The 24,123-nt window shown below is 62.2% G+C and carries 17 protein-coding genes and 1 tRNA gene; 2 read left to right on the top strand and 16 right to left on the bottom strand.

The annotated features are described in order from the left end of the window. Window positions 1-99 precede the first annotated feature (99 nt). The gene (locus tag QX128_RS07030) at window positions 100-423 is read left to right on the top strand and encodes a hypothetical protein (protein WP_316237038.1); all 324 of its coding nucleotides are present in this window, start codon (window positions 100-102) and stop codon (window positions 421-423) included. A gap of 987 nt (window positions 424-1,410) precedes the next feature. On the opposite strand, the gene QX128_RS07035 is transcribed toward QX128_RS07030, so the two are convergent. After that, window positions 1,411-2,448, bottom strand: coding sequence for a hypothetical protein (locus QX128_RS07035; RefSeq protein WP_316237039.1), 1,038 nt, complete (start codon window positions 2,446-2,448; stop codon window positions 1,411-1,413). Continuing rightward, window positions 2,435-2,797, bottom strand: a complete 363-nt coding sequence (locus QX128_RS07040; protein WP_316237040.1) for a helix-turn-helix transcriptional regulator — start codon at window positions 2,795-2,797, stop codon at window positions 2,435-2,437. The genes QX128_RS07035 and QX128_RS07040 overlap by 14 nt, the downstream gene beginning before the upstream one ends. 291 nt (window positions 2,798-3,088) lie before the next feature. Between QX128_RS07040 and QX128_RS07045 the strand changes: the two genes are divergently transcribed. Continuing rightward, window positions 3,089-4,312 (top strand): hypothetical protein, encoded by a 1,224-nt coding sequence (locus QX128_RS07045; protein ID WP_316237041.1) that lies wholly within the window; start codon window positions 3,089-3,091, stop codon window positions 4,310-4,312. A gap of 170 nt (window positions 4,313-4,482) precedes the next feature. Here QX128_RS07045 and QX128_RS07050 read toward each other — a convergent pair whose 3' ends face one another. The 14 genes from QX128_RS07050 to QX128_RS07115 all read right to left on the bottom strand — a co-directional run bounded on the left by QX128_RS07050 (window position 4,483) and on the right by QX128_RS07115 (window position 23,942). After that, entirely contained in the window at window positions 4,483-5,538 is a 1,056-nt protein-coding gene (locus QX128_RS07050) for a hypothetical protein (RefSeq protein WP_316237042.1), read from the bottom strand. A 600-nt stretch (window positions 5,539-6,138) separates the two neighbouring features. Continuing rightward, entirely contained in the window at window positions 6,139-7,599 is a 1,461-nt protein-coding gene (locus QX128_RS07055) for a protein kinase domain-containing protein (RefSeq protein ID WP_316237043.1), read from the bottom strand. After that, window positions 7,596-8,174: a hypothetical protein gene (locus QX128_RS07060; protein ID WP_316237044.1), complete on the bottom strand. Its 579-nt coding sequence runs from the start codon at window positions 8,172-8,174 to the stop codon at window positions 7,596-7,598. The genes QX128_RS07055 and QX128_RS07060 overlap by 4 nt, the downstream gene beginning before the upstream one ends. After that, window positions 8,167-9,852, bottom strand: a complete 1,686-nt coding sequence (locus tag QX128_RS07065; RefSeq protein ID WP_316237045.1) for an ATP-binding protein — start codon at window positions 9,850-9,852, stop codon at window positions 8,167-8,169. Before QX128_RS07065 ends, QX128_RS07060 begins: the two co-directional genes overlap by 8 nt. A gap of 12 nt (window positions 9,853-9,864) precedes the next feature. Beyond that, window positions 9,865-11,010, bottom strand: a complete 1,146-nt coding sequence (locus tag QX128_RS07070; protein WP_316237046.1) for a hypothetical protein — start codon at window positions 11,008-11,010, stop codon at window positions 9,865-9,867. Next, window positions 11,007-11,825 carry a hypothetical protein gene (locus tag QX128_RS07075; protein ID WP_316237047.1) on the bottom strand — a complete coding sequence of 273 codons (819 nt, stop codon included), beginning with the start codon at window positions 11,823-11,825 and terminating at the stop codon, window positions 11,007-11,009. Before QX128_RS07075 ends, QX128_RS07070 begins: the two co-directional genes overlap by 4 nt. Next, window positions 11,822-16,069 carry a hypothetical protein gene (locus QX128_RS07080; protein ID WP_316237048.1) on the bottom strand — a complete coding sequence of 1,416 codons (4,248 nt, stop codon included), beginning with the start codon at window positions 16,067-16,069 and terminating at the stop codon, window positions 11,822-11,824. Before QX128_RS07080 ends, QX128_RS07075 begins: the two co-directional genes overlap by 4 nt. Next, complete coding sequence (locus QX128_RS07085; protein WP_316237049.1) at window positions 16,066-17,139, bottom strand: hypothetical protein; 1,074 nt, start codon at window positions 17,137-17,139, stop codon at window positions 16,066-16,068. Before QX128_RS07085 ends, QX128_RS07080 begins: the two co-directional genes overlap by 4 nt. Continuing rightward, the gene (locus tag QX128_RS07090; RefSeq protein ID WP_316237050.1) at window positions 17,136-18,326 is read right to left on the bottom strand and encodes a hypothetical protein; all 1,191 of its coding nucleotides are present in this window, start codon (window positions 18,324-18,326) and stop codon (window positions 17,136-17,138) included. The genes QX128_RS07085 and QX128_RS07090 overlap by 4 nt, the downstream gene beginning before the upstream one ends. After that, the gene (locus tag QX128_RS07095; RefSeq protein ID WP_316237051.1) at window positions 18,323-19,861 is read right to left on the bottom strand and encodes a hypothetical protein; all 1,539 of its coding nucleotides are present in this window, start codon (window positions 19,859-19,861) and stop codon (window positions 18,323-18,325) included. The genes QX128_RS07090 and QX128_RS07095 overlap by 4 nt, the downstream gene beginning before the upstream one ends. Then, window positions 19,861-21,930, bottom strand: coding sequence for an N-6 DNA methylase (locus QX128_RS07100; protein WP_316237052.1), 2,070 nt, complete (start codon window positions 21,928-21,930; stop codon window positions 19,861-19,863). The genes QX128_RS07095 and QX128_RS07100 overlap by 1 nt, the downstream gene beginning before the upstream one ends. Window positions 21,931-21,947: 17 nt before the next feature. Beyond that, window positions 21,948-22,301: a hypothetical protein gene (locus QX128_RS07105; protein ID WP_316237053.1), complete on the bottom strand. Its 354-nt coding sequence runs from the start codon at window positions 22,299-22,301 to the stop codon at window positions 21,948-21,950. Between the two features lie 20 nt (window positions 22,302-22,321). Continuing rightward, a complete protein-coding gene (locus tag QX128_RS07110; RefSeq protein ID WP_316237054.1) occupies window positions 22,322-23,323 on the bottom strand; it encodes a hypothetical protein in 1,002 nt (333 codons plus the stop codon). A 544-nt stretch (window positions 23,324-23,867) separates the two neighbouring features. After that, a tRNA-Glu gene (locus QX128_RS07115) sits at window positions 23,868-23,942 on the bottom strand. Window positions 23,943-24,123: the final 181 nt, after the last annotated feature.

The following is a 24,123-nucleotide window of genomic DNA, read 5'->3' on the forward strand; positions in this document are numbered from 1 at the left end:
CGCGGCACGGAACGTTACGTTCGGTTCGTTTTCTCCATAGGGCCGTAACCGAACGTAACGTGTCATTCGTTCGCGGCTATTCGCGACAGGGGTCCGGTGATGACCAACAAAGCACGGCGTGGCCGACCGACCAATTACACGCCGGAAATCGGGTACGTGGTGTATCGCTTGATGTCTCAGGGCCTTTCCCTCACCGCCGCAGCCGGCGCGATGCACATCGCGCGCGCGACCGTTCACAATTGGATGAAGCGATACCCGGAATTTTTGGACTCTGTAGAGAGGGGTCAGGCCGCCCGCGCCTATAAGCTCGAAGCCGACATGCTCGGCGCCAATGAAGCTCATATCATCCATGCGCGCCGTTTCGCCCTCATAAACGCTGCGCCCGCAGAGTGGCGCAAGAGCGAGGGCAGGAGCATAGCGTAACCCGCGGGTCGTATAACTAAGGTCGCAGGGCGGCAGCGTAACCGCCGGAAGCCTCTTTGAGAGCGATAGACCAGCGATCGGAGACGACCGCCAAGATCGACGCCGCACCCGAATACGGTGAAGAAGCGGGCCGAGAGCGCCGGCTAGCTGTTACGCCCCGATGAGCTTGCTCGCCCATGAAGTCCGGCAATCGGCCAGCTCGGCGCCGCGCGGCAGCGCCGAGGACGTTGTCATCGGGATCACCTGTATCGTGGATGCCCGCGGGCAGAGGAATTGCGCCGCGCCGAAGGCTAGCATTGTCGGCATGATCCAGACGCGTGCGCGGCATACGCCACCGCGAATGCAGCGCACCGATCTTCATCAAGAGCCCTATGACAGATGCCCAACGAGAAGCACCGCGAGACCTCGTGGCAAGGTTCCTGCGGCAGGGCTCCCACCTTGAGTGAATTGCTGCGGCTGCGCACGCACGCCCTCCCAAGCTTGTTCGAGGTGCCGTAAGCCGCCGGAGGAGGCCTTGGTTCTCGCTAGATCGGCCGTTATGCTAGGCTCAGCGGCTCCCGCCCCGGACTGCATACCAGAGGTCTTGGGCGCGTAGGTGGGGGTAGGGTTAACCCCTTCCCCACCAACCGCCTCGGGCTTGGCCCGCCCGTCAACAGCGGCGTTATTCATTGCTAAAGCGTGCGGACGAAAGGACCGTTGTAGGATAAGCTTGATACGTCCCTCCGGCCTTCCCCGAGAGCGACCACAAGGCGCTGCTGTTCGGCCGCGGGCGTGGCAACACCATCTGAGCCCGGCAATCAGGCTTGCTCTTGCTGGGAGCGGCTGGTGGCTCTTGTCCACGCAGACAGCTGATCCCGTTCGGCGGGCAGCAAAGCGCGCGATAAGCCACCATGCCAGGCGCCGACCTATGATCTCCTGAGCCTCAACGACATCACTCCGTGCCCGAGCAGGCTTCGGTTTCCTGAACGCAACGGCCCTACCCTTACCCTACCACTCGCCGACACGAACCTGCCGCGGCCCCACGATCTTTGGGACTCCGGTATCGACGTCTTCGCAATTCGGCATCGCAGCCCCGGTCTTCATTTTGAACAGTTCGCCCACCGACGCGATCGACGCCAGCTTCTCGCCTCCAGGAAGCGAAGCCTGGTCGCAACCATAATAGTCGAACCACGGCAAACCGGCTTTGGAATACTCCTGCGCTGTCGGTGGATGATGTGGAGCGCTTTCTCCAGTGGTAGATTTCCAATCTCTTGCGTGGAGTAGTGTGACGAAAACACGATCCATCGATTCGAGATCCCAATCGTCGAGCTGAAATTGATCTGGATAGATCGCCTGTTTCATCAGGCCGCCAGCTCCCAATCCCATAAGGCGGCTGCTACTATCGCAAAGCCTGTCCTCAGCGAAATGTGGCGTACGCACTTTCTCCCTCCATGCCGCGCGTATCTTTTGCCAGACATGGTTCTTGAGCGGGGCGACTTGTATCTGCAGACCGCCCCACTCCTCCGTGCCGGATATCTGGTGCTCGACCGTATAGCCATCCCCCAGCGGCATGGCGACGAACTGGCGGATTACACCAGGCTTGACGGCAAACCCATCCAGCCATGGCTGCTGTGGCGAGACCATGTAGTCCTGCGGATGCCGATTGAGACCCGGCCTCCACGTTTCGCCGCTCACAGCATTGATCTTGCCGGCCGCTACCTTGATCGCAACAGGGAAACTTGGCCCGTCGTATGGCCCGCGACTGCTGAAGTTCAGCCACATAGCCTCGGCCTGCCACATTGGCATGAGGACGCCGCCACGCGAGATGGTCGCGTTATCGAGCCGATCCGCAAAATCCTCGACATGCCGCAACGGAAAGACACCGAGGCCGGGCGGCAAGCTATAAGTTTTGTTCGTATCGGGAATGCGAAGCGTGCGCTGAAATTCGATCGAGAATTGCGCGCTTTCCTCGATGTGAGGAAATCGGAACACCAGGCGGTTGTTTTCGAGGGTCGGCATCAATCTTTCCTTCTCACCATTCACCATCACGCACTTCCCGCACGATGCGCAGCACAGCATGCTCGGGCGCGGACTTGAGTGCGCGGATCAACTCTGCAAATAGCCGGGGCCGCGCCAATATCACCGCGCGCAGATCGCTCGAGATTTTGCCGGCAAGCGCCAGCATCACATCGCGGACTTCGTCCAGCTCGTCGGCCAGTTTCACCAGCGTCTCTTCACCCGGCGGAGGCACCTCGTCGCGCTCGACCCTTGAGAGATAGGCCGGGGTAATTCCGCAGCGGGTCGCAACCCGACGAAGGGAAAACGCGCTGTCGAAACCTGCCCGCTTTTCCCTGAGGCCGCGGATATGGTCGCCGAATGTGCCAACATGTTTCATGTTGCCTGAATAGGCAACACTAGACTAATCAATCGGTCAAGCGATGCGATGCTTGTCGAAACGCTCGTCGGACCTGTTGATGTTTACGTCGTGTTCGGTCTCGGAACTGCGATCAAGAAACAATCGTTATAACCGTAAGGCGTTCTTTGTCTGGGTGGAAAGATGCTTTTTCGTTCTTCTTTGATGTTGGCGTGTGTAGCGCTGGTACTGATCTGTCGCGTCGATGACGCTCGAGCTGGCTATGTTCAATCGTGGCTGGACGCGCGGGGCGGCTGCTCCCCAGGACCATTGATGCTGATGCGCAGCCCATTGCGCGGGCGGCCGTTCCTGGGCAAGGCGGGGCCAGACTGGACCGACGCCGACGTCGAGGAGTTCCGGCAAGTTTATGCCGCCTGCACCAGACGCTACCCGGTCGTCAATGTTATGAAGCTCGACGCGACACAGGCGCAAATCGACGCGCATATCGAAGAAGTCGTCGCGAAGCTGCGAGAGAACGTGGTCGGACCCGCCCGCAGAAATGCTGACGCGCGCACCGCCAAAATGGCAGCGGAGCGCGAGCTCGCCCAAGAGCGACAAGCCCAGGAGGAGCAACCCCAAGTGAAGGCGGCACAGGAGGCGCAAGAGATCGCCGCAGAGGCCGATCGGCGTGAAACCGCGCGTAGAGAGCGGGAACGGGAGCAGGCAGCACGAACCAAGGAAGCGCGCGAGGTCCGCGAAGACCAGCAGCGGGAGACTATCGCTCGAGAGGATCGCGAACGCGACGAAGCCGCGGCCAGGCGAGCTGCCGAAAAATCGGAGCGCACGCGGTTGCGACTGCTGGAGCAGGCGGAGCAAGATCGCCGCGCGACGGAAGAGCTGTTGAGGCAGGCCGACGAGGAAGAGCGGAAAACTTCCATCGTCGTCAAAGAGGCTGAAGCTGCTCACCAAGCGCGCGCGGCCGCAGAACAGCGGCTGGCGGAGTTGCGGCGCAAGACAGATGCCGTGGTGCACGAAGGTGCCGTCACGAAATTGGCGTCAGACAATCCTGCCCAGAACCCCGATCAGGCCTCAAGCAGGGATGATGGCACGCGGAGGCTCGATCTTGTGGCGGCGGACTTCGGCCGAGTCTTCAATGATCGATCCGCCTCGATGGGCTTCGATCTGCGTGCGTCCAGCAAGGGCTGCAGCGCCGCCGTACGGACCGCCTGTCAGTTCGGGATCAACGAGCGCATCGGTGTTGTCGTCAGTGCGGACAACGGAAATCCGCGCGCGACCGGCGTCACGGTGATCTACGCACCTGAAGATGATCCGGCTATGGCGTTCAAAGCACTATCGTCGTTCATGGTCGTAGCCCGGATGCTGTCGCCTTCTCTTGCTCTTGCCAAGGACAACATATTCGTGACGCGGCTGTTCGTCGGCCTGAAGGACAAGCCCGAAGGCGAGGCTACTGCCGATGGCATTCGCTACCAGATCTCCAGCGGCGCGGCTGGCGTGTGGTTCACTGCGACGGGTGAACCAGCCAAGGCCTCAAACTAGACGCTCGCACGATGGCCGGCAAGATGGTTCTCCATGCTGCTATGCATTGTGCCTTGCGCTGGACAGCGATTAGAAGCTCGCGCATCGCCACAGCTAAGGGCATCCACACCTTTGAGCACAACCGTAACTGCCGCCGGCACGACCGTAAGTGCCGGCGACCAAAAAGACCGTCATCGGCAGGCAGCGACAAAGCCCTGGATCTTTTCATTTCCATCCCGACCGACGGGCATCGCGTCGAAACCGAGGAAAATCGGCGAGGACGGCGTCGGGAGCATTGCTACCCCCACAGTTTCAGCCCGCGCGATCGCTTCGACTTGCTGTCGCGACAGCATGTAGAAGGCATTGATCCAGCCATTGACGACCTTGCGCTCGATCCGAGCCTGATCGATTCGCGTGTTGGCGCCATTAATGTATAGGTAATCGGCCGTGAAGTTCAGCACTTCCTTCTCACGATTCTGCGGATCGAAGATGATGTAGAGCACAATCTTCTTTGCGTCGCAGATAAGCATAAACTTGTTGATGCCGAAGGTCGTATCACGCTCGCCCCTGACATACATACCGGCCCGGTTGCTCTCGATTGTCCAACGTGGGCGAGTTACGCCGTTGTTGACTACGTTAAGCTCTATCAACTCGGAGCGGCTCAGCTCGAATATCTCGTGCTCGCCAGCCCTGGTGGAAGCAGTAAAAAGGCGTGTGTCAACATCCATGTCTCGTAGGTACTGGATGATCGCGGCCGAAGCCATCTGTGCGAGGTCTGACGCATCTGGCGTCGGGCTGCCGAAGTAGAAGCGGTGGACGCCGTAACGCGAGCCCGTCATCAAGAATCGGAAGGTGCCGCCGAGGTAGGCCAAGGTACAGGCGCTAAAACAGACACCCGGGCCGACCGCTTGGCCGAGATCGGTGTCCGGTCGTACCTGGCCGACGTCGGCCCGCAGTTCGTAGTCTCGAATCACTCGTCCGAGTTCCATGCCAGCAAGGAGGTTGCCGCCCGGCGAATCGAGATAAATAGTAGAGCGAAGAGGAACATTCTTCTCCTTGAGCATGGCCCTCAAGCGAGTAGCGGCGTCGCCATCGATTGGTCCACTTGCGAAGATCGTCCATGTCGTTCCCAAAACGAACGCCAACGCGGGGTTCGGTGGGCGAGCTTCGAATTTCATCAATTGAGAAGCCGGCAGCGGCGCGTTCTCCGCCGAGATTGCCGTGTCAAACGTGACGAGGAGCAGCATGACGGAAATCGGAAGGAGTTTTCTGCACAACTTTCGCATAGCGATTATTGGTCTTTTCTCGCAACTTTCGAGACGGACTGATTGAAATGTAGGGAACTGATCATGCCCATTTGCAACTATCGATATGATCGAATCCTTAACGATGTTCTCTAGCCGCGGAAGCTTCCGTGTTCGACACGATAACGCACCTCATCGGCTTGAACTCGGGAGCCGCACAGAAACCGACGGGACTCGGACCTCTCAGGAAACCGGTGACCGGCGCCAGCCACTTCGAGCCGCCGAGATGCTGTACCTATACCCTATCCGCTTGCTGATAAGGTCGAGAGATTGGCCGCTATCTGGGCAGGCGGCCTCAATGCCGGACCCTTCTCAAGGATAAGGCACCGGTTTGCGAAAGTCAGAGTGTCGTCCCGTCGGATCGTCGCAAAAGAGAACATTAGCTGGACGCGGTATAGGCTTAGCCGACCCGACCGCGGCCGCTCCACAAACCCGTGGCCGTACTGGTTGACTAACATTCTCCCCGATACGATCGATGAAGGTTCAAAACCGAAATCCTTCGAAGGAGCGCTTAACGAGCGCTGGCTCGCGCCTCGCGCGTCGTCATACGACGCCGATCGCGCGGAACTGTTCTATTTTCGAAGTCGCCCATGGATCGTCGGGCACAACTTTCTGATATGCGCGTAGAAATGCTGTAGCCTTTCCGAGGTCGCGCATCTGCTCGTAAATGGCCACAAGCCGCCGAAGGATCGCGGGTCTACCCGGCAGCCTTCGATGGAGCGCCATTAGCTGCTCGGCAGCTTCCTCATATTTCGCGTCGAGCGCAAGAATTGACGCGTGCTTCAATAGCAGGTCGGGTGCATTGGGCGTTTCGGCAAGGCACTTGGCAACGAACATTCGTGCACGGTCCACGTGCCGCACCTCGAGATAGGCCGAGAGCGCGAGACGCCGCAACTCGGCTCCCGTAGACGATTGGGCATCGACAACGTCCGGCCGGGCCTCGAGATCGCGGATGCAGTCGAAGTAGCGACCTTCCTGATAAGAGGCTTGGACCATTAGCAGGAAGGCCTGCACATCTCTAGTCGACTCGAACTCGGCGCGCGCCACGAGCTCGGCGTCTCGGTAGTCTCCCGCTTCGACAAGACGCATGGCTTGCGATGACCAGTCCTCGTGCGGTGCGCGCGACACGGCCAATGTCCGCGTGGGCGTGAAGTGGAGTTGCGCGCGCCGGACCGCTCGGAAGGCATCGAGCATCGCATCGATATTCGGCCAACGTTCCTCCGGCATGAGCTTCAAGCATCGGTCGATGAACTCGTCGAGCGGCTGCGACACCGACGAGTTGACTTCACGCGCACGCGGAAACGGCACATGACGAGCGACTTGGCTCAACGTGTCGTGTGGAAGCCGAGCGGTGACGAGATGATAGAGAAGAACCCCTAGGCTATAGATGTCGCTTAGGAACCGAGATGAGATATCCTGGGTCGATAGTGTCGCACCGACGATCTCCGGCGCCGAGTAGAGAATCGTTCCACCGTTCTCGCGCGTCCGCGCGTACATGTCCTGGGGCAGCACGCTTGAGCCAAAATCGGTCAGCTTCACCTGCTCCGCCGACACGAGGATATTTTGCGGCTTGATGTCCCCATGCGACATGCCTACGCGATGCAGGTGGGCGCAGCCCTCGAGAACCTGCTCAAATACGCTGAGCAACTTACCGTAGCTCGCGACGAACCCTTCCTCGCCGTCGTCCAGCAGCTGAGCGAGTGTGATGGAGGGAAAATATTCCATCTCGATCGCGTACCACTCGCGCTCGGGCGGAACCCGCCCCATCCAGTAGACGTCGACCACGTACGGATGCGACACTTGACCGACGAGCGGCGATCCTTCGGCCAACTCTTCGTTCCGCTTGCCCTGCGCCTTCGGAATCTTCACCGCGACGATGGCGCCATCCGAGATCCGCTGCGCCCGCCACACCCATCCGTAGGATCCATCGCCCAGGCACTCGACGAGTTCGTAGCGCTCGCCGAGGCGACGGTCAGCACGTGGAACGAAGAACTTGGTCGTCATGCTTCGCCTCGCCGGATGATGTTCTCGAGCCGAAGCAGGCCGTCCTGCCCGGCGCGAACCACAAATTGGTAGAAGATGAGCCGAGCCTTCGGGTTGCCGGGAACACGCACCCCCCCTGTCGCACTGAAGCCATCGCGCGCGATGCTGCGAAGGGTGCCGTGATCGGGCAGCGTCACCAAGCCGACGCTCCAATAGGCAAGCAGCAGGGTTGAGTTCTCGCAGGCCCATCGATGCTGTGCGAGCAGCAGGGTCTCGACCTTCGGACTCAAATCCTTCTGCTTGCCGGCGTATCGCTCGAACTCGGCCACTAGCGCGACGCGCTTCGTCGTCCTATCGAACCAGACAGAGTCCGAGCGCACGTCCTCCTCGACGTGCGCAAATGGCCCATCGCGCGGCGCTGGCACCTCGCAGACCGCCGTGAACCCGTGGTCGCGTCCAATTGCCGTTAAGAAGGTGCAGCCCAGGCTGTGGACGAAGTGCCCTACATCGCGAACTCCCCAATCCGTCCACATCGGCAAATGGGACGATGCGGCTTCGACGGTGAGCCGGCTGGGAAGGACGTTAACCTCAGCCACCGAACCTCCCCCAGAGATTGAGCACCTCCGGCGACTCGCCACCGTGGACCAGCGCTTTCGTTCCGACCCGAACGAGGAGCGGTGCCGGGATCGACCTGCCGCAGATGAGCGCCTCGCCCGTCGACAGTCCAGGAAGCTGGTCGAGGTCCGCCGCGCTCACCATGTCGGAGGTCTTGGCGATGAAGCGCTGGTCGTCGGGATTTCGGAGCCGCATCGCAATCAGTGTATTGCACTGGGACGTCACGTCGGGGTCGAGCTTCGAGGGACGCTGGCTAACGACGGCGAAGCCCACACCAAACTTTCGCCCCTCACCAGCGATCTTCTTGATGATGCGGTGGCTGACGGCGGGTTCGCCTGCCGGCGCGAAATTGTGTGCCTCCTCGTAGACGATGAAGCACGGTCTGATGCGGTCGGTCTTGCTCGAAGCGGCACGCAAGATCTCGCTCGAGATGAGCGCCGTGATGACCTGCTTCGCTGTGTCGCTGAGGCCTTGTAGGTCCACAATGACGAGTCGCCCCCGACGATCCGTAGGCCGGCCGATCATCTCGTAGATATCCGTCGCTCCGGGAAGCCCTGAATGATAGAAGCTCTGCGCCTCTTGCAGCACGCGCGACAACTTCATCGAAGCAACCGCGGCGCTACGACCGTTCAGCGCCGTCGCCTCCGCCTGGCTCAGCTCATCCCACTGCCGAACGTCATCGATGCCATCGCCGAGGTAGTAGCGCAGACGGTTGATATCACGCGGCGCTGTCGTCTCATGGGCAATCCAGTAGCGAATCGCCACGTCCAGCACGCGTTGCTGAGGCTCGGTAAGCCCCGGCAGTATCTCGCTGAGATCGTCCATCTCGAAGTGGTCGAACTGCAGTGCGAGCTCCTGGTTTTCACCCGCGTACTTCTGCCGGAACGAAGAGTTCTGCGGGCTGAAGATCGAAACGCCGGCCCCCGCCTCCCGCAAGCGCGAGAACGCATCACGGATAGCAGGCAGGGCCGCTCGATCGCGCTGGTCGTCGAGTTCGTCCGGGCGTTCATTGAAGTGCATCTGCCCGCCCTGCAACGCGCGTCCATACTCGCCGTGAGGATCGAAGACAACAACAGTGCCGTTGTTGATGGCCACGAGGCGCTCAATGATTCGGCCGACCGTGTATGACTTGCCCGAGCCGGTCATCGCGAGGACAGCAAGGTGCTCCGTCACCAGACGGTTCACCTCCAAGTACACGGGGACCGCCGAGGCGCCGCGCTCGTAGCCAACCAAGTTCCCGATATGCAGACTCGAGTGCTCCTGGAACTCGTAAAAGGCGCTCAGGAACTGGAAGTCGACTGGCTCGACCGGCGAGCCCGGGTCCAAGGCCCGGCGGGGCATCTTGATCTGGCCGTTCTCGGGGTCTCTATAGCCGATCGCCTCGAGCTTGCCGAGAATCTGCTCGCCGGTGACATGGGCGCCGGGCAACAGCTCAAGCTCTGTGACCGCCTGGCCGAGACCAGAGTTATAGAGGATGTTGCTGCGGCTGATGCTCACGATGCGCGCGAGCACGTCGGTTCGCGCCTCACCTTCCTGTTCCTGATGGCGAACGCGCACAAATTCGCCTCGCCTGCCCGCGAAGGAAGAATTGAGCACCATCGAGAGGTTGGTCGGGTCACCGGTGTTGCCGACGAGCCGGCCAAGGATGTGTGTTGTCATCGTTCGGTCTCCTCAAGTCGCAAGGTCGAAGTCCGAGAACCAGATGCTCTCGATCTCGCGCCGTTTGAGCTCACCGGCGACGCTTCGGCCGTAGTGTTCGATGAACGGTCCGAGGGCGTTTAGCTCGCGCTCGGCCAACTGGACAGGCAACGGCGCCGACGCGGCGCCGCCCACGGCCGTGAGGGCCATCGTCAGCCCGACGATCTCATCGACGGCTGCGGTCGTCCACGCGGGCGCGTCACCGACCAATTGCATCAAACGGGGTTCGGTGGCCTGCCCGGCGCGAAAGTGCAGCCCGATGATGCCCAGGTCGACGACGGCGCCGGGCTCCATGCGCGGGGTGTGCACGTTCATTCGGAACGCTGCAGTCCTGGTGAAGCTCCCGAGAATTCCATGAACAAAGCGGCGCTCGCCGACGCCGAGGATCGCGTCGCGCACACCGTCGAGCGCCGCGAGTTGGTCACGGTCGATCGCTTCTGTCGGCAGGATTTGGGAACGCCCCTCCTGGAGCCGTAAGTCTTGCTGGGCCGACTGGACGATCGCGCCGAAGCGCTGCGAGGCGAGGCCGATGACGACCGGCCCGCCCGAACTCCACGGAAAGAGCCGTTCGCGGTGCTGCGACCAGAAAGACTCGATTGCACCAAGCGTGGCGGCGTAGGCCGCCTTATATCCCTCGTCGCCGAGGCTATTCGCGGGCGGGACCATCCCGCGATCCATGACCAGCGGCGTATCCAGGAAAATGAGCCGCGCGCGTTCCTCGCTGACCGCCCGATCGGCAAGCTCATACGCCTGCCTCATGGCAGCCAAAGTCAGGCGCTTCGATTGGTTCTCGTAGTTGATGTCGTCGATCTCGCACGCGCTGTCTTGGCCCGCAGTCGAGATGGCGTTGTGCTCGACGAGCAGGTCGCACCGCGAGGCTGCGGCGCCATACAGGAAACCGCCGATCGTCTTCGTGGTCGAGGCGTGCGTCGCGATGCCAGACACCCTCGCGTTGATCGGGTTGGGCCGCTCGACGGAGCGCACCAGACCCGCCTTGACGAACAGAGGGGCAACCCTTTCAAGATCACGAATCTGCTTGAGCAGCCGGCCGACGGTTCCTGGCATGTGGATCTGCGACTGGACCGCCAGCGTTTGCGCGAGTGTACGGGCGTTGTTCATGGGATCGACACCTCGCGAAGCGCGCTGATGTATGGCGCATAAGGACTCTGCATGACGTGCTCGGTTGCCTCGGCCGTCGGCAGAACGCCGGCGACGAGGCCTCGATCTCGCAACTCCTGCAAGAGCGAACGGCCCCGCTCGGGCGAGAATCGAAAAACCGACGAGGAGCGCAGCGCCGCAATGGCCTGTTCTTCATCGTCGAACGACCTACTTAGCAGGAAAACGAGCAGTCCGTAGTGGTCCGGCTGCAGCGCGCTCTCGACGCGCTGCGCTGTGGGCTGGCTCTCTCCCGAAAGAGCAGACAGGCTTGCGAACCAGCTCGCCAGTGCTTCGGGAGCATCGAGGACGGCCAGCGACCAGAGCGGAAGGCATGTGACCGCGAACAAGCCGGCTGCCGGGTGAAGGCGATATGTTCCGATGCACACGCTAAGGTCGCTCCACGTCGCGCCGGGCACGGCAGGCGTCTGGAGTTTGCCGTCGAGCCGATAAGCTACCTCGGACGCCAGCACCTTGGCGAGGCCTTCGCCGCCGGCGGGCGCACGCTCCATGCGCTCCGCTCTCCATGTTACCGGCCGCGTACAAGCGCCGACCGCGAACGGCGGGACAAGCAGCAGCAGGTGACCCGGCATGCGTGTCCACTCGACGAGGCGGGACTGCTCGCCCTCTTCGGCGTCTTGAAAGCCATCTGCGAACGCCAGCACCACAGCGCGTCCCTCGGGGAGCGTCGCGGCCTCCTCGGCCGACAGCGCCTCCTGGAGAATCCTTCCCCGTCGGTGCGCGGCAAGCGGGCCGTGAAGCAGCACCGGAGCGGTCATGGCCTCACTCCGAGTCGGTAGGTTCGCTGCACGAGGCCCCGCTTGACCAGCGCGTCCGCCTCTTGCGGCTCAAGCGAAGGGTCCCGCTCGGCATCTAGCGTTGCCACAATGGCGCACCAGCGATCGAAACTGATGCCCGCGTCGCCGAGCTGCTTACTGCCGGCAAGGTCGTTCTGCTGGATGCGCGCGCTGACGATCTTCTGGGCCTCGCTCAACGCGCCGGCCTGCTCCACGTCCTTCAGGCCCAATGGTTTCGGCGGCGTCGTTCCGTTCGCGAGTGCCAGCGCCTCCAGGCCGCGCTCGCCATTCTTAAGCTCGGCCCTTTCAACAAGCGTCTTGCGATACTCGGCCACCGCATTCTCGACCGACAAAACTTGACCGAGCAACAGGGCGAGCGACTTTCGCGGCTCGTCAAGAAGGTCTCGTGCGCGCGACATCAGGGGCTGAAAGTTCCCCAGACGTGCCGGGCCGTCGAAATCCGACCTGAGGCGATCGACATCATCCCCTCGTGCGCTCTCCAGCGCGTTCTCAATCAGCTCTGGACGGCCTTGGAGCTTGTCGAGGGCCAGCGCGCCCTCCGGGTACCGGAAGTCTGCCGGCGCGTCTTTCAATATGGTTCCGAGCGTCGAAATGCGCGAAGCAGTTTCAAGAAGGTCAGTGCGTAGCTTTTCGTACACTACTTTGAGCTCGCGGAATGCGGCGATGATCTGGCCATCGCACTGCGCCAGCGGCAGCTCGGCCCATGTCGACAAGTCGATGCCAACCTCGCGCGCCAGGTTCTCGAGCTGCACCGTTGCCTCGGCCACCTTCAGGTCACGCAGGTTCTGTCGCAGCGTGCCGGGCTCATTGACCTGGACAATCTCCGTTGCTCCCGAAGCAACGATCGGGGCGAGCGCCCCGTCAAGGATGTGCGCAATCCTCTCGAGGGAAAGCGTGAACAGCGCGATCGGAAAGCCCGGCAGCGAGCTCACGTCGAGGCGCATCTCTTCTGACAGTGAAGCGGTTCGTGCGCGGATCCGTCCCTCGGCTCGGCGCACGAATGTGACGAACAGCGAGGCACGGCGGATGCGTTGCCAGAGCGGCACCTCATCCGACTCGAAGTCCAGTGTCTTGACATTCGCGTCCTGCTGAAGCGCTTGGAAACGGTCGCGCCGGTAGACCCAATCGACATTCTTGAGGATGCGAAGGCGCCGCTGTGCGGCTGCCCGGAAGTTGTCGGTCGTAGCCGGCTTCGTTTCTGATGTGTCGAGCGCGTCGAGAGCCGTGTTGCTGTCCGTGAGCTTGCCCCGTGCCGTCAGGGTCTTTGCTCCCGGCGGCGCTCCGCCAACCTCCGGCCAAAAGAGATCCTTCACCCGGCCAGCGCCAAAGACGTCTTCCATTTCACCAACGAGCTTTACGTAGTCTGTCTTCAGCCAGTTCTCCGCCTCCTGGACGGCGCCACGCAGCTCAGCGCGAGTGATAGCGGTGTAAACGTCGGCCGTCCTCGCCCCCGGCTGGGGTTTGGCAAATCCAAGCGCGCACACGATGGACATCCACTCGAAGTAGGTATCCTTGTGTTTGACGCCCTCCCACGTATATCCCCAAAACCACTCTCGCTCGGCACGAGCGAACGTCCATTCTCCATCCAACACGCGCCGGATCGTATCGACGAGGAACGCTGGAAACTGCGCCTCCGCTGCGTCATCGAGACGCGAGAAAAGCCCCGCACGTTCGTATTCGAAATAGCCAGCAGCCCGTGCTTTCGGCGTAACGCCAAGTCTGGCGAGAAGCGCCTTCAGCGCTTCGACGTCGACGCCGGACTTGTCGTCAAGGTCTGCGAGGGTGGCCGGTGCGGGCTTGTCGACAGAAAGGATGCGCCACGCCTGAACGAGCAGCTCCTGCTCCGCGTCCTTCAGTTTGCCCGACGACCGCAGAGGCCACGCGATGCGGCCGAGCTCATTGAGCTGTTGGCGGAAGCGCCCGACCTCATCGGAAAACGGTCGGACGAGGCTCTGAAGCCGGTTGCTGAAAGCTGTCGTGAAACCGTGGCCGTCGAGGCTGAAGCCTATGGTCGCCTTCGTAGGCACGCCCACCTGGTGGAGAATGTGCTCCTCGGTCGAGGTGAGCTGATAGAGAACGAGGTAGCTTTTTGCGTTCTTCAGAGTATTTCCCGGCGGGTTCGTCATGACATCCACCAGGGCGCGGGATGCCGTGAAGGCGACGACAGGCGTACGGCCCTCCTCGCCGAATTGGACGCTCGACATATTGCAGAGGCGCTCCAGCTCCTCGACGTTTTTCACCCAAGCAAACAGCACGCGCCCTTTGGGATGCAGCCTCAGGCCGTCGAACGTGACCAGGCCACCTGGCTGTTTGCCCCTCGCGAGCGGCGAAGTGGCGATAACAGTCAGCGCCTCATCGCGAATGCCCGACGGCGCCGCGTCATAGGCCCAGTGCTGGTCGATGACGCGCATCGCGCCGACCAGCACTTGCAAAGCGCGCTCGCGCTCGGTCTGCGCGCGCAGTACTGACAACGCCTTCTCGTGCGCCGTATTCTGGTCGGGGTCACGGAAGATGAGCGACGTCTGTCCTTGCTTGCGATGGCGCAGATCGAGGCGAGCGATCATCTCGATGCTCGGGCCAATGTGCGTCGCAGTGCCCAGCGTGAGGTCGTCGGCACCGAGAAATCGACGCCACAAGGCACGGGCCGCGTCCTCGGCGGCGGCATGCGGGTACAACAGCGACACTAGTTGGACGAAATCAGTCTGCCGGAGCGGCACGATCAAGGTGAGTTTGCCGTCGGCTCGGCGGGCCCCTTTCGTCTCATGGATAGCGTAGGTCCCGAGGTTCGAAAGGAGCTGACGGAGGTCGACCGGCTGATCGACACCCCCCAACCGCCAAACGCCGCGATCGCGAATGAACTTTGAGGAACGTAGCGCATCGGCCGCCTCGAGTTCGTCCCACTCAACGCGGCGGAAAAGTGCGGCGATGGGTTCGTCGTACTCGTTGCGGGCGTCCAGGACTGCGCCACGCGTTTCAGGCGTGTAGCAGTCGAGTGCGACCGGAAGCTGACCGTAGAGCAGATCTCGTGCGGTCGTGAGTTGCGTCCTGTCGGACATCTTCACCATGTTAATAGCCTGGTGATCGAGCACGTGCTGCTGGACGCGCCCGGAAACGCGAACCAGTTCGTCAAAAAGAGCTCCTATCGTAGGTGCATCCTTTTCGCCCCGCGCGCGCTTATCGCGCAGGCGCTCGTCGATGCTCGCCATCACAACGTTGAACCAGCCGAAATTGCCCGCGCTCATGGCGTAGGCCGCTTCGACCAGTCCCTGCGGGTAGGACTCGGCAAGCCGCCCATCTTTTTCCAGCGTCTGGACGAAGTCGCTGACGTCGGAGAAGGCATTGGACTGCAGCTCGGCGAGTTCGAATCGGCGCGCGGTCGACTGGATCTCCTTCAACTCGTCACCGATGGCCGGCGAGCAGAGCGCGACGTATCGAAGCCACGGAAGCTTACGGCGCGGGTCCTCCTCCTTGATGGCCTTCCCCATCAGCTTGATGGCGCGCCCGTCAAGATGTTTGATGTCGGTCGAATCAAGGCCGAACGTTGCGGTCTCGGCGGCGGTCTCCAGTTCGTCGAGCACAACAAGGACATACTTGATGCCGAGCGACTGCAGATAGGTATAAGCGGCTTGGCACAGCCGCGTGGCCAGCGCAGGATCTTCGTAAAGCGTCTCGTCCGAGTAATTGGCAGAAACCTCAAGCGCCGCGGCGAGCGCCTTCTGATCGAAGCCGGCCACCGTCAGGCGATCGCTCGCCTCCTTGGCGATCTGTCCCTGGATCGAGCCGTCGAACGCGCCGCGCGCGAGCGGGAGCAGCGCTTTGTACAGGCCGTAGGCAAACCAGTTATCCACGTTGTTATAGTCGTTCGCAACCTGGCTATAACGAATATATAGCCCGAGATACTGGTCGCGGTCCTGGTCGTTGTGGAACAGCTGCGCCTCCGCGAGCGCGCCGTCGTCGCCCCGAACCCACCAGCCGCGCGACGTTTCGTTGATCTGCGCGATCAGCTCGTAGCCGAGCCGCGACTTACCGACGCCCCATTGCGCGATGACCGCGAACACGTGCGCGAACTTCTCGGCCTCATCGTCGACAAGATGAATGAAATGACGAAACGCGTCGAAGAACCGTCCTTGGCCGACGATAGGGTGAGTGAGCGGATAGCTCGAGACGCCGGTGGCGGCCCACTGGTGCTTCGCCTTGTCGATCATCGCGCCGGCTCCCATTTGGTCTCGAGCGCGCCCCATGTGTTCTGGAACGCGTCGTTGAACTCGCTATGGATGACCCAGCGCACGAGCTTTCGTGCAGGGTCTGCGTGCAGGCCACGTCCGTGGCGGGCCTGGCCAGGTTCGGCGTCGAGGACCTCGATCGCCCCTCGCTGCACCGCCTGATCGATCAGCGCGTCCATCCAGCGCGCGAAAGCGTCGCCGCTCGGGCTCATGCCGAAGGTGGCGAGCAATTCGCGCAGTACCGGCTCGGCTGCAACGAAGCCGCGAACGTCGGCGTGCCGGCTGGTGATCTCGGTGAGCACCTGCATGGGGGTCGATTGGCAGGCGAGGTCGGACTTGATCTCGCTTGGGAGCGTCAACTGGCCGGTGCGCGTGAGCCACCCCACCGACTCGAGCAAGTGGAGCGGCGCGGTGAGCGGCGTGACCGAGAGATCGTCCTTGCCCGTCTTGCGCGTAAGTACCTCTGGGGCGTAGTTCAGCGATTTGCAGTTGGTGCGCGCAAGCCAGCGTGCAGCCGCGGGTCGTTCCAGTCCTTCGAACCAGCGCTCCGGCTCGGAGTGAGCGCGAAGCAGGATCGAGCGGCCCACCTTGAGCCCGCCGCGGCTGCTGCGCACTTCGGACCAGCCCGTGAGCTCCCACTCGCGGTTCTGGAGGCGAAGGAGCATCAGCCGGAGCCAAGGGCTTTCGCGAACCAGGATGGCCGCGAGCAACTCGAGCCCGCGGCGCGGCGCCTCTTTCCAGTGTCGAAGAAGTGCGTGGGCCTCATCGGTGATGTCCCAGCTCCCGTCAGCGTCACACGCGATCAGACCGACGCCGGGCAAACGGACGAGGCCACCGCGCTGAAAGGCTCCAAACAGTCCGGTGGCTCCGCGCCATGCGATGATGCCGACAAGGCAACGCTCTGCGACCGTTCTGGGTGTACCGGTCTGGGGCGCTCGTTGCGCGGCGCGCGCAATCGCATCAAGCGCGCGAAACCACACCTCCGCATCGCTGCTCTCCGTCCAGAAAGCCGGCCGCTCGAGATGGAGAACTGGGGCGGCAGCCGCCGTCATAGAGCCTCTCCCCCGGTTGATCTGGTGCTGGCGCGGGCGATGCGTTCGTGTGCCCAGCCCTCCGCCGCCCGGCGTATGGCGGCGGTTATCGGCGAGCCAAGCCGATAAAAGGCCCGGCTACCGAGCGCACGATAGCAGACGTCGGAGAACAAGGGGTGAATTGTGTATGCTGGCCGCCGGCCGCCCGCCCCGTGCTCGAAGCGCCAGACGTCGCGCAGCTGCAGCGCCTCGACGACAAGCGCCAGGCGGTCGTCGAGCGCGGCGGATGTTATGCGATGCGCGAGCAAGATCACACCCAACTGCGCGAGCGTGCGTTGCACGAGCTCGCCAAGCGATCCACAGCGAATCTCCTCGCCTCTGGGCAGGGTCACCACCACCTCAACGCGCGGTGGGCTCTGAAACATCGATACGTGCGCGGGCTCAAGCTCGAAAGCGATGCCGCCCGAGACGCGCTCGGCCTCCCACGCCTCCTTGGTGAACGTCATCTGCGCAAGAAGAAATGCCCACGGATGATGAAGCGTCCAGCGCATCGCGTCGCCATCGCTGCTGTGACCGTCAAGCGCGCCAGTCAGGACCGCCATCGCGGACGCGGAGTCCGTTCGTGCCGGTAGCCGCAGCAGTCGCCCGGGACGCCACGCCGTCGACGGATCGTCGAAAGCGATGTCGGGCAACGAAGCTAAGGTCTGTGCGTCGCCGGACATGGCGGCGGTTGCAGCCAGCGCGCGGAGCAGCGTGGGAAAGGCAGACGCCTCGTGCGCCGCGGCAGGTAGCACGGCACGTTCCAGCTCGCCGTAGGCGGTGGGAGCAAGTGTCGGCGACTTCACATTCACCAGCTCGCTTGATAGTGCACCAGCGTTCGTCACTGCTTCTGTCAAGGCAGCGAAGTCACTTCGCTCTCCCATCTCGGCGAAGCGCGCGCGAACCACACGAAGCCAGACCTCCCGGACCTCAGGCACGAGCGAAAACACAGCTGGTACCGCCTCTGCGGAGCTCGGCAGCCGGTCGCCGAGCGAGACGATGGCGGGCGTTGCTACTAGGACTCCGCCGTGATCACGCCACAAGTCCGTTGCCCGCACGGCCTCCAGGAAGTGCTCGGCCGACGACGGCGCCTCGCCCTGAGCAATCAGGCTGCGCACATCGTCGACCGCGCGCGCGAGCGCGCGCCCCTGGAGAGCGGCGAAGGTCATCCTTCGTCCTCCTCCGAGTCGTCGAGGAGCGCGTACAGGGCGTCGAGATCTGGGATGAGTGGCTCGGCATTGGCCGTGTCGCTCTGCCGGAGAGAACTCAAGATCTCCCGATCCGCGCTGCGGTCGCCGGCTTCGAGCGATTCTTGCGCAGCGACGAGCTCGGCTTCGGAGATGCGACCGTCGATCAGATGCTCCACAAGCAGCATTGCGGCCGAGGTTAGCCGCACCGCAGCCCGGGAAGCAGCGTCTTCAATCTTGAGGACCTTGAGAATCTCGTCGGACTTGTCGAGCAGCACCATCGGCAAGGGCAACGCAAGAAGCTCGTCCTGACCAATCTGCGGCTGCACCGCTCCGTATGAGATCTTTCTTAGGAGCACGCGTCCAGCTTCCGAATTGAGAAACGCAGCTACCGTCGCCGCTTCTTGTTCAGAGGCGAACCGAAGGCGGATTAGATGGCTACTAATGACCGCGTGCGCATCCTCCTCGAAGACTGGGACAGCGACTCCGATGCTGCCCGTGCGAACGACAAGTGCACAATGAGTGTCAATACGCGCCTTGTTAGGAATTGCCACGCCAGAGCCAAGGCGAGGTGCAGTTGCGAGCGTCAGCCGCCCACTCGACACCTCGGTTACTGTGATATAGGGCGTGCCGTCAGACTCAAAGTCGCGATGCTCGAACCCATTGCTGATCTCCTTTACGAGTGTCGCGATCGCGACACTATCGGTTGCCGCGACTTGGAGCACAGTCATCGCGCGTATCCCGTAGTACTTTGCGTCGAGCCGCGGATGCAGATCAACGCACCTGACACGGCTTGCTTGCTTCTCCGTGGCAGCGAGCGCCTCTACAAGTTCAGGGCTCGAGAGTAACGCTTCGAGCTGGAGGCGCATACTTCTTGCTTGTTCGCGCATTCGCTCCGCCTGCCGGACCTTGTTGCCAATGTAGCGCTGGACCAATATCGCTGGCTTTGGCAGATCGAGAGCGAGGAGGTCGTCCGCCCCTAGGAACTCCACATTCAAGTTGGTGCGCAACCGCGTCCGCGCCATCGCGGCGTACGGACACGACAACGCCGCTACGAGATAGTGAGGGTCGATTGTGTCCTTTCGCACCAGAGCTCCCCAGATCGTACCGCTCACGAGCACGGGGTACTCGGGAGCGGTATCGATATATGCCGTAATCTGACTTGGCCCCTTAACTTTGACCAGCAACTCACCCGAACGAAGACGACCGCTAGGATAGTCTCGCAGGAAATACGGAGCTACGCGTCGGCGTGCGCGGGTTTCAACGAAAAAGCCGTCATCGCCGAGGTCATCCGAAGTGAGGAAGGGGATCCAATCAGTAGGAGCCTCGTTGCCCTCCAGCGTGGTAGTCCCGAAGTACAGTGTACGTCTGCCATCCGTGACCAGGGAACCGAGCTTCGCACTACCAACCCGAGAGATCGCGAGGCGGCGAGCATTGGCAACATATTCAGGTCGGTAGTAGCTAGCGTCAATGCGAGTGCCGAGCGAATGTGGAGAAAGCCGGACGAATGACGCCATCACTCCCCCCGCACGTACGCACCGACGATGGCCGCAAGGTCATTGGGAACACCAGCGCCATAGTCCTCGACGTTGTTCTTAACGACATAGCCGAGGGTCTCGGCCACCCCCATAAACACGTCGGTCTGCGGCTCATCTTGGAACTTTTTCGGGTCGTCCTTCCGGGCATGACGCTTCTGCACGTAGAGTACGCTGGTCTTGGCACCGGTGCCGGAGAGCTTGAAGGCATCCGCAGGTAGGCTGATGACGCCCTTTACGATTGCCTTGCCGCCGTGGAACTCGCCCGAAGCTTCGTCCTTCGTGCCCATGATGTACTCGCGCACATAACGCTCGCCCGAATTGCAGAGCACGCCGTCGGGCAGGATGATAAGCAACTTGCCGCCCGGCTTGAGTAGCTGCAAGCAACGATCGATGAACAGCACGGCCGGATCGGTGTTGGCCGATGTCTCCTTCCAGACGCCCTTGCCGTTTGGATAGCCGCCCATCGCGAGGCCAGTCGTCGTGGGCGAGTAGTCGAAGCCGCCCCCGCGCCCATCACGCGGCGTGAGGTCGGAGCGGAAGGTTGCGAGGATCTTCTCCATCGCTTCCTCGTGTGCCCTCTTCGCCTCCTCCTGACCCTTGTTGAACTTGGGCGTGCCGAACGGCGGATTCGTGCAGATGAGATCGAAGGTACCCGGCTCGAGCTGCGGGCTGGTGAGAGAGTTCTGGGTGTAGAAGATGCGGGCTTTCGGCGCGCCGAGCAACGACATGGTCACCCGCGCGAGCATCACCATCTGGGGCGACGAATCGGCGCCCACGAAGCTGTGCTGGCACATCTCGGCGAAGAGCTTGTTGCGTGCGTCTTCGGTCGCCGTAGCCCTGCCGCCGATCTCGTCGAGTGTACGCCGCAGGTGACTGAGCGCCACCGAAAGGAAGCCGCCGCTGCCGCAGGCCGGATCGCAAAACCGGAACGCCGGGCGCCCCTTGCCGTCGCGCGCGACGAGATTCGCTGCATCTTCGGTGCTCTCCTTGATGTCGTGGAAGGCGAGCGCCAACATGGCCTGCTTCACGGGCGCGGGCGTGAGGTAGATGCCGAGCCCGCCCTTAGATTCAAAGTTCGCGCGCAGGAAGACGTCGAAGGCACGGCCGAGGACGTCGGCCGTGATATCGGCTAAGGTCCCCTGCTCCTTCACCACCTGATCGCGATTGTCGGTTACGGGGCCGAGGTCCTGGATCAGGGTAAGGACCGCTTCGTAATTGCCGGGCTGCGCCAGCCGCAGATGGACATTTTTGTCAAAGATGGGGTGTTTCTCGCCCGCGTCGTCGGTCACGATGTAGTCGGCGTGGAGCTTGAAATGCTCGAACGCCGCATGGATCTCCGCAACCGCCCTCGCCCCGTTCTTCCTGACGTGCGCGGCCGTAAAGACGTCCTTCAGGTCCAGCGTCTTGCCGTCGTGCTCGAAGGTGAGGGCACCGTCGTGGTTGAGACGGAACGTCTCCAGGAAAAGGAGCTTGGCGACTTCCTCGATGATGTCGTTCTTGCCGTTCACGCGGTCCTTGTGCGTCTGGTAGATGCGCTCGTGAAGGGCGTTAAAGCCCTTCATCAAACGGTCGTACATTCGCATCGACCAGCGGTACTTCGGATCGGCCTTGATGCGCTTGTAGTCGTTGATTTCGCGAAGAGTGGGGAGCTTGTCGATCTGATGCGGCGCTCCCGGCGCGAGATCGAAGATCGCCTCGAGCTTCCCCTCGGCACCCTTCACCACGGCGAATTGGGCGTAGTGCTCCGGGGCCGTGTCGGGCGTGGGCAAGTTCCAGGATAGGGCCTGAACCTCATCGGCGTTGCTGCGGCTCCATGCGCCGGCAGGCAGCACAAGCGCGAGAAGGCGCGGCGTCTCGACACCCTCATGGCGCCCCCAAGCGACCGCGGCGGACATGCCGGGCTCAGTGGTCCTGAGGTCGACCGTCTGGTCGAAACCGGCGCTCGCGAGGGAGCGGAGGATCGAGTTGAGGACGTTCTTCTCCTCTGAGGCGACCGTTGCGGTGTCCTTCGTAACGTTTTCCGTGGGGGCCTTCTTGGGGCGCGCCATGCGTATGCTCTCAATTCTTACTGGACGATGCGAATAAGTTTCGGGCCGAAAACCTCGAGCCCAGCGATGCGTCGGGCGATGGCGAGCACCTGCTCATCCGTCGTGACGAAGTGATTGGGAAGACGGGCGCGCACTTGCGTGGCTGACACTGGCATACCCGCGAACGACCGTACGGCCTCAAGGATGGAGAGCTGGAGCTCCTCCTCAGGGCTCGAGGCGCTGGAGCGGAACAAGCCAGCGTCGCGTGTCACGCCCGGTGCACAGAGCAGGAACAGCTCGAGCTGGTCTCGGGTCCAGGCGCTGCCCAAGATGCGTGCGCGCTCGTGGAGCTCTTCCAAGCCGAGTGCCTTCTGCTTGAGAACAGCGATCAATTCCTCTGCTTGCCGAGGCGTCACTGAAGGACATCCCCCGCTTGCTGGCGGCCGTGCGCAAAAGGCCTATGAACCGCATCGAATCCGGCCGACAGCGCCTTGGCGAACACCGACCATTGGCGGTCCAGCACTCGTCGGTACACGTGACTGCGTTCGACGGCGCGCTGCCAGCGATCGCGCCAGTCTCGCGGTGGGGGCGGGACACGCAAGGACCGCAGCGCCTCAGGCGGGACGAACTGCTGCACGGATCCGCCCGTGAGGCGGGCTGCCCGCGAGCGTAGCGGCTCAGTCGCGAGCAGAAGCGCCCTGGCAGCGGGCGACCCGCGCAAGCGCAGCCGGACCGAGCCCTCAACCGGAAAGGTGTCGGGCGGGACGTTGTCGTCGACACAGGCCGCACGGAAGCTGCGGCCGAGTGTGGACAGTAACACCTCACCCAGCACGAGAGGCTTTGCGAGCGTACGGCGCGGGATGATCTGCGGACTCACCGCGTTGTCGGGTGAAGGCACCAAAAGGTCGATGCCAACCTCACTCAGCCTGAGTACGCGTGCTCCTTGGCGGGCACGAGACAATCGAGCACGCGCGTCGAACGCCGCGAGGCCGGCGATGGGCATGATGGCCTCGATGCGAATACGGTGAAACGCATCGCTCGCAAGCATCTGCTCGTCCAAAATTTCCCTCAGGCGCGCAGACAACCCCTCCACCTGGGGCGGCGCCAGCAGCACGCGCAAAGACTTCAGAGCGTTTAGGCCGAGACGCCCGAGCCTGGCAGATTCGGCAGGCAGTAGCTCCTCATAACCGGGCTGGTTCAGACAAACTGCAACCCACACAGCTTCCGCAGCAGCGCGGGAATCGTAGGCGATAGCTGCCGGTGTCTCGCTAATCCGCCAACCTTCCAGAACTTTGCCGATTGGTTGACCCGTAGAGCCGGCTCGCAGCGCTGCCGCAGCGGCGCCCACGAAATATGTCGTCAGCCAGCATGATGCCGTTGCAAGCAGATCGGAGGGAATAAAACGCGCCACCACGTGTGACATTATAAAAGACAACTAAACGTTAGAGCACTGCTGTCAATCTGATTTGTGAAATCGCACGTACGCAATACAAGGCGCCGGCTGCAAGCGAAGCCCGTCGGCAATGCTTCAAGGCCTATGCGTACGCCGCACTCCTGAGGGTGTGCCGCGACGCTTACGCATGGCAAGCGATTCCCAGCAAGCCAATAGATGCGATTCGATCTCGGACGGCTTGCAGCCCTATCACGATATCGCTGCGGGCAGCCGAACCGTCGGTATGGCCAAACTGTAGAACTTCACACAAGCAAGCTCCGCAGGCTGGGCCGCATTTGCCCTCGCGAACGATAGAAATCAAAAATTTCAGAAATTGCACTCCGTCCCCCGGGGCCGAGATTTCACGCCCGTGGCGAGATCTCAGTCCACGCCGAAAAGGGGCGTCGCCGCGATTAACCGATGATTTGGGGGACACATGCACTTAAGCGTCCGCTGCGGTCCGCAGACGTTTATTTGACGGATATTCGACGACTTTTGCCGAAACGAGCTAAGTCGTTGATTTTATTGGCGCTCCCTAGGGGAATCGAACCCCTGTTTCAGCCTTGAGAGGGCCGCGTCCTAACCGCTAGACGAAGGGAGCGTGAGGTGAACCGCATAGCCTTGAACGCGCCGCGCCGCAAGACGGGGGATGGAAATTTCGTAGGAGTGTGGGTGTCCGGGCCCCAAGGGTCTTTCCCCGTGTGGGCCCCCTCCCCTAGCCCCTCCCCACAAGGGGGAGGGGAACGGACTGCCCGGGTGGCGAGAGGATCGCTCATTCGGCC

The sequence above is a fragment of the Bradyrhizobium sp. SZCCHNR1015 genome (genome assembly GCF_032489875.1).
GTDB lineage: Bacteria > Pseudomonadota > Alphaproteobacteria > Rhizobiales > Xanthobacteraceae > Bradyrhizobium.